Origin of the sequence: Nitrosopumilus sp. b2 (assembly GCF_014078535.1) — an archaeon.
In the GTDB taxonomy this organism is placed as follows: domain Archaea; phylum Thermoproteota; class Nitrososphaeria; order Nitrososphaerales; family Nitrosopumilaceae; genus Nitrosopumilus; species Nitrosopumilus piranensis.
On record NZ_MU078702.1, the window covers coordinates 903,526 to 916,504 of the forward strand.

The following is a 12,979-nucleotide window of genomic DNA, read 5'->3' on the forward strand; positions in this document are numbered from 1 at the left end:
GACTTTATTTCATATTCAACTCTATACTAAAAACAACCGACATATGGTTCAATTCCTTTACTTTTGAACCATATTTTCATATACTTTCATTATGCATTTACAATGATACTCGGGGGTAAATTCAATTGGTAGCTCACTTACTATCTCATTTTTATGATTAAACACTTGTAAACCACAAGCCAACGCTTCAAGTCCAGTTTTTGACCAAGCCTGTACAGGATCCCCATCCGAATATGTATAAATTTTGATATCTACTAACTTATTGTATTGGTTATAAAGTAATGGCATTTTATAAAATGGCAGTCCCGTATTTTTTGAACTATGAAAAGTGTCATCACCTCTATCAAACACTTCAATATCCCAAATACAATGTTTCATTAAATATTTTTGTACAGATGGAAAATCAACATATCTAATTTTTATGTAAAGTGCTTTCTCAGTTTTTTTTTCTATTTCAGGCATTGGTCTGAATAATTCAGTGTCAATGGCATTACTGCAAACATATGGTTTTGGTAATTCTGGATGTTTTAATACGTGTTCTTCCAAGTCAGGTGTTGAACAAATTATAGCATCTGCATGACTAGAACATTCCACTAATTCTTTTTCATTGTTTGGTTTTATCAAGTCTGAGCCATGAAACTGTAATATTATTTTCTTGTTTGGAAATATCTTTTTGTATTCGGGAACTATTTTGTGGATACCATGAATGTGAATTATACCATAATCTTTGGCTTGTCGTTTACAATAATAAAGATATTCTTTACCTCCCATATCAACTGATTCTTGTTGATAATATTTAGTCATACCAAACGGATCATGTATTGTTCTCATAATTACATGGGATTCATAGCCATTTTTGTTAAGTTCGCGAGATAATAATGAAGCAACCCCTGCAGTATCCCAAATATGAAGAACTCTTTTGTAATTCTCTATGCCATTTACCTGACATTTATTATCTCTGTAAGTATTAACTCTAATGGATACTAACTTTATTGCATTCTTGATTTTTTTTGGTATTGTTTTTTTCCAATTCATTATATTCATACTTTATGTAATTCGTAGTTATACTATAAAAATAAATGACTAACTAATGTTTATGAAAATTATTTATAAAAAAAATGATAAAACATTACTTTATTGATATGTGCAAATAACCTTTGAGATTACACAAAAATCTTTTGAAATGTTACGATAATTAATTAATCGTTAAACAATTAAAACTCAAAGAAATTAAAAAGTAATTTGGATTCTAATTAAATTTATAGGAGATTTCTATTTGGGTACCAAAATATATTGTAATTGCAACTATGTCTACATTCAAAAGTTCATCAAAGTTATCTGTACAATAGTTACATGTGAATCTTATTTCTGGAATCCAAGGGAGTGCCCGGATGGGAGGTGAAACTTTATTGTCTTATTTTCTTGTTCCAACATGTGCTTCTAATATGTAAAAATGATCGAAAAACCATGCTTAAATTTCTGCAACAAACTTTCTGATTTTTGATTGTTGTTTCTCGATTTTCTCAATGGCCAAATCTGCCTCATTAATCATGTTTAGTATTTCTGATTTTTTAACTGCCATTTTCTACTCCTTCACTTGCTATACGTCTCAAAATATTCTTAAGCCTTTCGATTTCTGATTTTGCATCTTCTAATTCTGTGTTGTTTTGTGATGTCATATTGGTTCCTTCTTCAGCCTTTACTTTTTGGACTATAGCTTCATTCTTCCATTGTTTTGTTGCTCTGTTGATAATGTCCATTGGCGCAAATCCTGCAATAAGACATGTTGTTACTAACACTATAATGTTTTGAACAGTTGGCTGTAACTGAGAATCTGCAAATAGAACAGATAATCCTTCAAATGAGCCAAGTACAACTATTCCTGCAATTCCTCCTAATAATGGATGATAACCATATGCTTTTTTGATTGCATTTTCATCATTACTGTTGATCTTCTCTCTTTTTGTGTTTAGATTGTGAATACTGGTTCCTATTGTTCCTCCTGTAAATGCCAATAGTAGTAGTATGGTGACGGTTGGAACCATGTTGTTGTGCCACCATGGACTAATTATGACATTGATCTTATTTGAAATTTGAAATGTTTGATCAGAAAATATTATTTTAGCCGATGGTATGGTAAATTCCACGTTTGCTTTACTTTCAATTCCGTTTTTTCCTGTGATTTGATAAGAAAATTTCTTACTTTCTCCTGCCTTGATAGATTCAATTTCCAGTGTCAAGGCATCCTCTTGTAGTGAAAAACCATCTGGGTTATTTTTTATCTCAAAAACTGGATTAATTTTATCTTGAATCAAAATATCCTTGATTTCTTGCATTCCTACATTTGAAATTGTAATTGTTATGGTTGTGGTCTCACTCCAGTCAAACCTTTCACTACTCATGTCTTTGTAAATTGAAATTGCTGGCTGTTCTGCATATGTAACAGGTAAAATCATGAAAAATAATAGTGCTCCTGCATAAGTAAAAATTGCAATTTTGTTAGTCTTAGGAAAAATCCCTAGTAAGTTTGTCATGATTTTACTTTAATTCTAATCATTTTCCCTTCTGAAGGAATATTTTGGTCATTTAATGCATGAATTAAATAATATCCTGGAGGTGCCCATGAACCATTTTCTGCATTCTTGATTTCTATCCTGTCATTATTTGCATTGGTTATTTCTAAGAATAAACATCTTTGATCCATGTTGTTGTTATGTGTCGTGGAAGAGATCCTGATTAATGAAATGTCTTTTATTTTTTCATTGTTTTTTACCTTCATCTCAAATTTTTTATCATATTCTATTTCTTCAGGACATTCTATAATTTCTGGCCTGTCCTTAGAATCCTGTAAGTATGGCGGTTTGATAAATTCTATGTATTTTTCATTATTGCTAGGTGGCCAATCATGACCTGTACTGCCTGCTACGACGACTCTTCCATCTGCCAAAAGTACTGCTGTACCGTGATACAATCTTGCCCTTTGTATTTTATTTTTTAATTTTGTCCAGACTTCTGTTTCTGGATTAAATATCTCAACAGTCATCACTGCGTCTTCATTATGATCAGATGTTCCTTTTCCTGCCCCGTTGGTGACTAGAATTGTTCCATCTGGTAACAATACTGAATCAGAAAGAAATCTTTCTGAATTTGTAGGATTTTTTGTTTTTCTCCATTTTGATTCTTCAGGTTTTTCTGGATTAAATTCAAAAATTTCTGATTGATTTGTTGCGGGTGTGTCTTCTTTTGGATATAGTGAAGTACTTCCCCCAACTACCATAATTTTGTATTCTGTATCATTATGTCTGATGGGCAACATGACACATGATCCCATTCCATCATACGTTCTAGTTCCATTTAATTCTGTTTTAAATTCAATTGGCAAAAATTCTTTTTCTTTAATTTTCCATAATTTGGTCGTATTTAGATAATGTACAAACATCATTTCATTAGGTAAAATTTGAAGAAATGGATATGCTCTAATTCCTTTCAAAAAGTGTTTTGGTTCTGATAGTTGATTTGTTTCTGGATCAAAAATCTCATAATTTTCATTGATAAATGAGTAACGACCAAATCTTTTGAGAAATGCATAGTGTCCTTGTGAATAAATTCCTGATGCTATCAATGCTTTGCCATCTGGTAATGTGATGCATGTTGGATACCATCTAGCCTTGGGCATTTTTGCCACTGGCTCACCTTTTGAATCCTCTTTATCCTCACCACTTCCATGTTTGTGTTTCTCACTTTCATGTCCCTCCTTACAGATCTCATGTTTATTTTGATTCCATTTATGTGATTGTGGATTGAATATGTTGATGTCATGATCTGCTCCTTTTGTAAATATCTGTAAAATTCCTAAAAATGACAAGAAAGCTGTCAATCCGTGATGTACAGTTGATTGTCCTCCTGCAACTAATAGTCTACCGTCTGGCAGCATACAATGACCTGAACAAAAAAGATTTCTTGTTAGTTTGGGATCATGATTTACACATTTATTGTTGGGATCCCATATACTTGATTTCCCTTTCCACCATTTCCAAATATAATCATCATCTCCTGAAAATACTATAATTTTTTCTGTAGGTAGTAATGCCATGTGGACTGCAACTGTATCAAGCTTGTACATGCCATCTGTGCTTGTTTCATTTTCGCTATGTTCGTGATTATGATTATGTGACAATTGAAATAAAGGCTAATTCACTTGGCCTATTTTTTTATTTAATTCTGATTTGATAAAAATTTCTGCCAAGTTTTTATCATACATTATCTCTTCAAAATCAAAATTTTCTTGAATTGCTTCTTTCGCTGATTTTATAATATCTTGTTTTGCAGCACGTGCTTCATCTGGAGTCGCATATGCCAAAAGTAATGCATCTATAATCAATGGCGATAGTTCTCCTATTAAATTTCTACTTCTGTCGGTAAGCGCTTTATTATTTTGTGTAACTGCTGTTTCTATTGCATTTTTCATATTGTCTTTTAGAATTTTTTTTGTTGAGTCTCTAAACCCATCTTCTTTTAACATATTTAACAAATCCTTTTTTACATTGTCAAATGCAGTTTCTCCTAGACTCTTTGGAAATACTCTTTCAGAAATTCCATTAGCTTCATCGGCATCTATGTAAGCCTGCATTTTCTGTGAATCTTTCATTTCTTCATAAATCCATCTGCTTTGATTTTCTACCAATTTTGGAATTGTTTTAATAAAATATGCTTCTGCATCTTTGTCTATCTTTATTCCCTGTTTTCTTAAATATGAAAATCCTAATGGGAGTATTCCGGCTAAAAGTGGGCCTATTTGACTAATTCCTTGTAAAACTGCATAATTTAGTAAATCTTCTGCTTTCAAACTTTCTGGTAAATCAATTCCTTCATGTGATATTGCATAACTTTGTGTTACAATATTGAACAGTCCAAAAGTAATAAGGCCTAATGTCACTCCTAAAAATAATTTTCCTTTAATTCCAGGATATGGTGATATCATATGCTATCATATTTCTGCGGTTTTATTTAAGAATTATTTTCTTATTTTCATATTTATTAATAAAATAATATGATGGTAATATAAGATATTCTTTTATTCCCCTCTTCATATTAAGTATACTTAGTATGAATCAAAAAAATGCCAAAGATTTAACAAATGATGAGAAGCAGAGATTTTGTAATGCACTTCTTACACTAAAACAACAGACTGAACCTGGACATGTTTTGAATAGATATGATGAATTTGTTGCAATCCATCTTGGGGTTACCCGAAGAACTCGAAACGGTGTATTCATTGGTGATGGTGCACATTTTGTTCCAGGCTTTTTGTCATGGCACAGAGAATATTTGAATAGATTTGAAAAAGCTCTACAATCCGTTGATCCGTTAGTGTTTTTGCCTTATTGGGATTGGTCTTCAGGTGACTCTGATAATACAACTGCTATATTCACCGATGATTTCATTGGTCCTCCTGGCGACTCTCAAAATGGAGGTCGTATCACTAGTGGTTATTTTGTTGAATCAAATTGGTCTATCCATCCAGAACTAGATGGGGGAAATCATGGCAATACACTTGTACGTGATTCCGCCTTGCTAACTACCAAACTTTCTCAACTTGGAAATTTTGCTGATGATGCTCAAGATGCGGTATATGGAGATAATGACTTTGATTCCTTTTTACCTGGATTGGAATCTCCTCATGGAGACATTCACATGTGGGTTAGCGGTCATATGACTTCTATGTCTTCACCTAATGATCCTGTCTTTTTCTTACATCATGCTAATGTTGATCGGCTGTGGTCAAAATGGCAAGAACTTCATTCTGGTACTGAAAATTATAATCCTAACAATCTTGGAACTTATGGTAGTCGTTTAGATGATCCAATGTGGCCATGGGATGGCTCTGATAATACTGTCACTATTCGAGAGGGAACTGCAACAAATGTTCCATTACAAAATTTACTTCCCACTTTTTCTGATTATGACGTTGTAACTCCTAGGCATGTTCTAGATAACCACTTTACCATTCCTTCCATAGTAAAACAATTTTTGGAAAATCAAATTGAAATAAGAAACCAAACTACTGGTGACCTTTTAACAAGATATAAAATCATAGGGAGTATACCCGACAAGTTTGCATCTAGTATGGGCATTAACGATCAAATACTGACTACAATAGGTTATGAAGATAGACTTGGACGTTCGGAAAGTGATAATGATTTTGTCGATGTGATTCTTGAAATTAGCCATACTGTAAACCAAGTTAACTCCTTACGTGGAGTTCAATTGGGAGGAGATGATATTCAAATTTCTGTTAATGGTACAAATTCTGGAAATCTGGCAAAAACTCAGGATATTCCTATTCCTTAGTGTTCTAACAAAACTCATAATTATTCATACTTTCCTAACTAATGATATTGGTAAATAAAATTGTAATTCCTGCAGTACTTGCTGTAATATTGGCAAGTGCAACCGGAACCGTGTTTTATTATGATTCTAATGAAGACGAACCTATTTTTGAAGATAATGATGGATCTATATCTGTATTACAAGTTCATTTTATTGATGTGGGGCAAGGTGACTCTACTTTGATATTGACTCCTTCTGGCTATTCAATTTTAGTTGATGGTGGTAACAATTGGAAAGGCGATGATGTGTTTGATTATATTTCAAGTCAAGGAATTGACAGAATAGATCTGATGATTGCAACTCATCCTGATGCAGATCATATTGGAGGTTTGGACGAACTCATTGAATTGATTGATGTAGGACATGTCATAGATAATGGCCAACCTAATCCTAGACATACTGCAACATATGCTGATCATATTACTGCAATTGAGAATATTAACAGAACAATAATTCAGCGAGACAGATTATGGGATATTGATGATGACACTGAAATTGAATTAATTGTACCTTATGACGATGGGAATGGACTAGATAGAGATCCAAATGCCAATTCTATTCTTGTAAAAATTTCATATGGTGGGAAGTCAGTTCTACTTACTGGTGATTGTGAGAAAGTATGTGAACAACGACTTTTAGATGGGGATGTTGATGATTCCATCGGTGATGATTTTGACATCGATATTCTCAAAGTAGGCCATCATGGAAGTGATACTTCCACATCTGAGGAATTTCTTGTGGCAACAAGCCCTGTTTTCTCAACAATTAGTGTGGGAAATAATCAATGGGGACATCCTAAAGATGAAGTTCTAAATAGACTGATCGATTTTGGTTCTGACATTTATCGAACTGATGAATCTGGTACTATTGTGGCCACTATTGATGAGACCGGAATTCAGATGGTTGGTTTTAATTGATTATGTTTATTCATACAACTTAGAAAATATGAAGTTATATTTTTCTTAAGATAAGAAAGCATTATTAAATACTTTTTTTCATCTGAGGTATGTCATTGGGAGCAATTAATGCTGTTCGCGATTTGCAAAACAGTATTACAAAAATGTGCTATGACTATAGACAAGTCAACCAACTAACTGGAATGGAAAATAAGACATTAAAGGATCTTAACGACTTCTTACAAGAACTGAAAACCAAACAAGCAGATCTTGAAAATTCTTAATTCGTTCCAATACATTTTATTTTTCATAATTTTTTGATGGGTATTATGTGTAAATTAGAAATGGACTGGATGGTATCTCATCCCGCAGTGGGTGCGGATACCTTTTTGATGATTTTGTAGATGTGATACAACGGTAGAAAGTTATTGGAGTACTTTCAAAACTCCTACATTTTTTCTAACTATGAAACTATAATTGATTTTTCTGGTTTTAATTTGTTAACTGTTTTATCTAATTGGAAATGGAATTGGTCTTGGAAGTTTTAGGCGTTTCCAGATCATGTTGATTATTCCCTGTAGTCCTTCTAATTGTTTTAATTGGCATGCTGCCAGCTCTGCTGCAGGACCTATTGATTCTAGACATTCTTCTTCTCTTCTGCCATCGTCTTCACATCTTTGAACAGCCATTGCATATGCAATTGATGCATCAAAACATCCTCCTATTTTAAAAACAGCTTTAGGTCCAATTACCATATCTCCTAGGTTTAACTTTGGAGATATGCTGTTCAGTTGTTTTTGAATTACAGTAATTGATTTTTTATCTAAACCTCCTGAAATTTCAGACAACAACACCATTTGAGATATCAATGATACTCCTACTACAGCAGCTAATTCTGAGTTGTCTAGTTTTTTTAGAGATTTGGAAAAAATCTGTGAGGAATTAGCACATATTTCTCTAGTCTTAACAAGATGATTTTTTTGTTTTTTGACAATATTTTTAATTTCTTTGAGTGACAATATTATCATCATACTATAGTATTTGTCCCTTTTATGAGTTGTGATCATATCATATAATGGCAAAAAGTTACTGGGATACTTTTTACACTCCTACCCATTATTTTTTGTAAATTCTTCCCCTATGATCTGCTTCGATAACAAAGATGATCATTTTACTTTGTTGTAGATCCAAAATAACTCTGTAATTTCCTACTCTTAGTCTGTAAAATGGTGAATTTGAAAGTCTTGACACGCTTTTGAACGGATCTTGTATACTATCTAATACTGCATCATAAACCCTTTGTGCATTTTTCTTGTCTAGTTTTTCTAGCTGTTTTACAGACTTTTCAGACCATATGACCTGCCATGTCATATCATTTTAGGCCTAATCTCTTTTTGACTTGCTCAGATGTATACACGCGTCCTGCCTTGATGTCTGCCACCCCTTCTTCAATATTTTTGATGATTGCAGGGCTTAGCACATCGTCTTCTTGTGAGTTTTTTAGCAGTCTTGCAATTACCGTTTCGTAGGTTTCACCTGGGTGGGTCATCTGCTTTTTGAGATCATTTTTTATCTTTTTAGAAAGCTTGATTGTGCTTTGTTCCATGGTATACTCTAGTATACTATGGTATATTCTAATATAAAAACAAATCAATTGGAGTGCCTTTCAAACTACTATCTTCTTTATCTTCTAAAAATCTATTACCGTTCTAAACTATTTTTTACGTCTTCTCTGATGTGTTCTGAAAACTCTAGAAGAGTCACGGTTTTACCGCATAAGGGGCAGTCAATTTTAAACTGCTCCATCTCCAAGTGAGTTCAATATCTGCCGGGAGACTCCTGTTCTATTTCACATTTGCTCATGATTTCATTGCAGATCATGTGTGAGATTCTTATGATATGAATATATAGTTTAGTTCAATTTGGATTGAACTATTTTTTATTAACATAATAATTTATGTAAATTTCAATGACATCAAAATATGTTCTTTCAGGAATTGCAATGCTTTCTGTGGTCTTATTCCTAACTGGAATTGATATTGTATTTGCAAATTCTGAAACAACCAATGCTGAATTACAAGACAAATTGGGACATGAAATACATGAAATTGAACGTGCAAATGAAGCATATTCAAAATTAGAACCCAATACAGAAGTTCAACAACTGATATCAGATAATGAAGCAAAAATTGAATCTCTTGAAAAAAAATACTACGAACTTTCTCCAAAAAGACAGTTAGCAGATATTAGTGAAGAGAGAAGAAATGAACTCACATTAAACATGTGGAAATTAGCTTCAACTGATTATCCGTTCTTATCAATGGGTATCAACTCATACACTGGTGAAATAAACATTAGGTTGGATGAATCCAAGATATCCAACATTGATCAAGAACTTCAAAGAATTGTAGGTGATGACATCCAGTTAAATATAACATATGGACAAGATGACGCAAATCTTCAAGGTTCTTGTCCTAGTCAAACTGGAAAATGTACTACAATAATTGGTGCTTCTAAAGGGGAACCAGACAACGTGAATGATATTGATTGTACTATCAATATTGTGGCAACAAAAGGCTCTGGTGGTTCTCAAATCAGTGGTGTGGTAATACCTCATCATTGCAACACAAATCATGACGACTATTACCAATACAGTAAAAATACTGCCTCTCATGAGGTAGGTCCTCATCATACAGACGGTGGATGGTATTGTGATTGTGATTTTGTGGAAATCGATACAAGAGCATCTAGCACAGGTAAAGTAAATGATGCTGGTAGTGATATTTCAGTCACCTATGGAGATTTGTCTGACAATGACGCTGTATATCTGATTGGACAGTACTCTGGAAAAGACTTTGGCACTATTGTTGAAGTTAATCAATGGAAATGGATCAATGGGTATCTGTATACTGATTTGTACTACGTCAAAAACATAAGCTTCAACACAGGAGATAGTGGAGCTCCTATTGTCAGAGATTCAGATGAAAAATATGGTGGAATGAATATCGGAGAAGGGACTGAAAACATTGACGGTAATAATATAACTGTCAATTATGTTCATGATTGGACATTCCTCAAATCAAAACTTGGTTTAAACTAAACCATTTTTTTCTTTTTTTCTATCCACATAACAATCAATCCAATTATTATTATCAAATATGGTATGCTTCCTGTTGGAATAATGGGCTCAACTACAGATCCCCCTTGAAGATGTGCATCAGATGGGAACATCCACGATGCGATAAAAGCAACTAGCCCAATTGTTACAAATTTTATTCCGTCCTTGAAAACTTTCTTTAAAATTCCATTTTTCTTAATCTTTTTTGATTCATTAGGAATGATTAACATACTTTTAGGAATCCTGAAAAATCTATGTTCCTCTCCTTTTCTAGTAATTTTCTTGTTTGTGATTTCAAGCAGTCCTACTGACATCATTTTTTGTAAATGATGTATGACCAAATTTGGTCTTAACTCTAATTTTCTTGCAATTTCATTTGTGTACGATTCTTTTTCAATTAATAGTCTGATAATATCTCTGCTTGATTTGTTACTTAACAATTCACCAAGAATTTTTAGTTTTTCATCATCTGAGGAAAATACTTTGATTTTATCAACATCTTTACTCTCCTCTTTGCTTTCTTCCAATGATTGCTAGGAAAAAGGTTTGTTTATAAAATTATTTGAGAATTTGTATTTTGTATTTAAAGAGTATGTTCATACTATAAGAATATTGTTTCAATTATGATTGACTAAATTTCTATAAACTCATATGTTATGAACAATTACAATGACTGTGAATAACAAAAAATTAAGCATTTTTGTTCTGGCTGGGATAGTTGTCCTATCTTCAGTAGCAGCAACGATAATGCTTGATGAAGCAAACAACACAACTTTAGTCATTGCGCCTCTAGATACTCAACAAACAATCTCTCAGCCAGAAATTCATGGTGAGCCAGAAGATGTTTCAAAACCATCTGAATATGAATTTTGGACAGGAGTTCCAATTTTAGAATCATTTCCTGGTTCTTTAGATAGAGATGATCAAATTGAATTAAAACTCACTGAGTATGATTGGTTACAAAGAGTAGTAGAAAATGGCGTCACAATAGTTGACAAAAATGACCTAAGAGAATTTGAAGCATTAACTGAACAAAACGGTAATTATTTCAAAGTTGGTAATGAATTCTATTCGATATATTATTCAACTGCCAAAGTAAATCTTGAAAATAATTATGTAAGAGCAGTTCATTTGGATAATGAAGATCCAAATTCACGAGTAAGTGAATCTAATCTGTTATCTAAAACATTGGAAGATCCTTACAACTGGTTCGAAATCAGTGATGTTGAGGCTAATGAATATCTCGCATTAAAAACTGATGGCAAACACTTCAAAACTCCTCAAGGTGATATACAACTTCAATATCTAGGAACACATTCTCCAGAATCTAATCTAGAAAAATATCAATCAATTGTAGATAGATCAGCTGGTAAAACAGGAGAAGAAAATGAGCCATAGAAAAAATATCAGTTTAGTTTTAGCACTTGCTGTTCTTACTATGACTGTTGGATTATCTCCTGCATTCGCTGCAATTACTGGTGAGGTGCTAGATGGTGCAAGCACAAACACAGATGCTTGGGTAACCGCTGAATCAGCTGGTAACTATCAAATTGATTATCAACCCTCATCTGGAGATTACAGTGTAGGTCCAAATGGACAAACAAGTACCGTATCTGCATCTAAATATGGAGATGAACGTGAAGTTCAAACTGGTATATCCTCATCACAAAGTAATGTGGATTTTGACATAGGATCACGTACTACAATTCATGTAAATTATGTTTTGTCTGTAGATGGTTCAATTTCAGAATCTGCAATGAGATCACATATTCAATCTGCAGAAGATTATTTCCAAGAAGAACACAACATTAACTTTATTGAATCTTCATCACCTACTTGGGGTTCAGAAACAGACACCACATATTCTGATTTAAGAGACAATGTAGAAACTGACGTTGACTGGGATAATATTACGGGTGATATCTTAATTGCATTCTTAGATGATGATGATATGACATGTAGTGGTGTAGCAGCAACTGGATGTACAACTGTTGAATCAAGTGGTGGTAATAGACCAACTATCTTGGTGGCAAGTGACTCATCAGATTTTCCAAGAACTATCATGCACGAACTTAGTCACAATTATGGTATGAGTCATGACACTGCACTTTGTGCTAGCTTAGTACCTGGAATTATGGGTACCTCTTGTGGTTCTAATTACATAATGAATTGGCGACCAACACATGATACCGATATGGAAAATCGCAGAACGTGGTACTGACCACTCTTTTTTCTTTTTCTTTACCCAATTCTCTTTCTAATTCTAAAACTTGCAAATCCAAAATGAAATTTTACATCAACTATCTCTCGATCGGCCACAATTTTTTTCATACTTTTCAGTAAGGAGAAAAATGAATATCTGATTTGCAAAATTATTTGGCACCAAGGTACTAGAGATGTTTCAGAAACTGGACATCGGTAAAACAAACCAAGCCAAAGAGTAGCAACAAGCGAAGAAGCAGAGCAGTTCATTATAGAAGGTTGGAGATTTGTTGGAACCTTGCCAAACGGCAAAGTTGTTTTGGAGAATTGTCAGAAAGGGGTCTGAACCCACAGTGGGGATGGACCGGATGGG

14 protein-coding genes are annotated in these 12,979 nt (G+C 33.4%); 6 read left to right on the top strand and 8 right to left on the bottom strand.

Translation table 11 applies throughout. The features are described 5' to 3' along the window. Positions 1-57: 57 nt before the first annotated feature. The 4 genes from C6989_RS05415 to C6989_RS05430 form a co-directional block, all read right to left on the bottom strand. The gene (locus tag C6989_RS05415) at positions 58-1,035 is read right to left on the bottom strand and encodes a glycosyltransferase (RefSeq protein WP_220462858.1); all 978 of its coding nucleotides are present in this window, start codon (positions 1,033-1,035) and stop codon (positions 58-60) included. 536 nt (positions 1,036-1,571) lie between these two features. Further along, a complete protein-coding gene (locus C6989_RS05420; RefSeq protein WP_182126552.1) occupies positions 1,572-2,534 on the bottom strand; it encodes a hypothetical protein in 963 nt (320 codons plus the stop codon). After that, on the bottom strand, positions 2,531-4,123 hold the full coding sequence (locus tag C6989_RS05425) for an aldehyde oxidase family protein (protein ID WP_182126553.1): 1,593 nt from the start codon (positions 4,121-4,123) through the stop codon (positions 2,531-2,533). Before C6989_RS05425 ends, C6989_RS05420 begins: the two co-directional genes overlap by 4 nt. 66 nt (positions 4,124-4,189) lie before the next feature. Further along, the gene (locus C6989_RS05430; RefSeq protein WP_182126554.1) at positions 4,190-4,981 is read right to left on the bottom strand and encodes a hypothetical protein; all 792 of its coding nucleotides are present in this window, start codon (positions 4,979-4,981) and stop codon (positions 4,190-4,192) included. Between the two features lie 125 nt (positions 4,982-5,106). Between C6989_RS05430 and C6989_RS05435 the strand changes: the two genes are divergently transcribed. From C6989_RS05435 to C6989_RS05445, 3 genes are all read left to right on the top strand, one after another. After that, positions 5,107-6,351, top strand: coding sequence for a tyrosinase family protein (locus C6989_RS05435; RefSeq protein WP_182126555.1), 1,245 nt, complete (start codon positions 5,107-5,109; stop codon positions 6,349-6,351). Positions 6,352-6,398: 47 nt separating this feature from the next. Further along, positions 6,399-7,307 (top strand): ComEC/Rec2 family competence protein, encoded by a 909-nt coding sequence (locus C6989_RS05440; protein ID WP_182126556.1) that lies wholly within the window; start codon positions 6,399-6,401, stop codon positions 7,305-7,307. Between the two features lie 89 nt (positions 7,308-7,396). After that, positions 7,397-7,570: a hypothetical protein gene (locus C6989_RS05445; protein ID WP_182126557.1), complete on the top strand. Its 174-nt coding sequence runs from the start codon at positions 7,397-7,399 to the stop codon at positions 7,568-7,570. A gap of 225 nt (positions 7,571-7,795) precedes the next feature. Here C6989_RS05445 and C6989_RS05450 read toward each other — a convergent pair whose 3' ends face one another. From C6989_RS05450 to C6989_RS05460, 3 genes are all read right to left on the bottom strand, one after another. After that, positions 7,796-8,314 (bottom strand): hypothetical protein, encoded by a 519-nt coding sequence (locus tag C6989_RS05450; protein ID WP_220462859.1) that lies wholly within the window; start codon positions 8,312-8,314, stop codon positions 7,796-7,798. An 88-nt stretch (positions 8,315-8,402) separates the two neighbouring features. Then, on the bottom strand, positions 8,403-8,657 hold the full coding sequence (locus tag C6989_RS05455; protein ID WP_182126559.1) for a type II toxin-antitoxin system RelE family toxin: 255 nt from the start codon (positions 8,655-8,657) through the stop codon (positions 8,403-8,405). A 1-nt stretch (position 8,658) separates the two neighbouring features. Beyond that, positions 8,659-8,892, bottom strand: a complete 234-nt coding sequence (locus tag C6989_RS05460; RefSeq protein ID WP_182126560.1) for a hypothetical protein — start codon at positions 8,890-8,892, stop codon at positions 8,659-8,661. Between the two features lie 363 nt (positions 8,893-9,255). Here C6989_RS05460 and C6989_RS05465 point away from each other — a divergent pair, with 363 nt between their 5' ends. Then, the gene (locus C6989_RS05465; RefSeq protein ID WP_182126561.1) at positions 9,256-10,386 is read left to right on the top strand and encodes a hypothetical protein; all 1,131 of its coding nucleotides are present in this window, start codon (positions 9,256-9,258) and stop codon (positions 10,384-10,386) included. Here C6989_RS05465 and C6989_RS05470 read toward each other — a convergent pair. Then, a complete protein-coding gene (locus C6989_RS05470; RefSeq protein ID WP_182126562.1) occupies positions 10,383-10,931 on the bottom strand; it encodes an ArsR/SmtB family transcription factor in 549 nt (182 codons plus the stop codon). The two genes, C6989_RS05465 and C6989_RS05470, sit on opposite strands and share 4 nt — an antisense overlap. A 148-nt stretch (positions 10,932-11,079) precedes the next feature. Here C6989_RS05470 and C6989_RS05475 point away from each other — a divergent pair, with 148 nt between their 5' ends. Both C6989_RS05475 and C6989_RS05480 read left to right on the top strand, forming a co-directional pair. Further along, a complete protein-coding gene (locus C6989_RS05475; RefSeq protein ID WP_182126563.1) occupies positions 11,080-11,802 on the top strand; it encodes a hypothetical protein in 723 nt (240 codons plus the stop codon). Beyond that, positions 11,792-12,625, top strand: a complete 834-nt coding sequence (locus C6989_RS05480; protein ID WP_182126564.1) for a M12 family metallo-peptidase — start codon at positions 11,792-11,794, stop codon at positions 12,623-12,625. The genes C6989_RS05475 and C6989_RS05480 overlap by 11 nt, the downstream gene beginning before the upstream one ends. Positions 12,626-12,979: the final 354 nt, after the last annotated feature.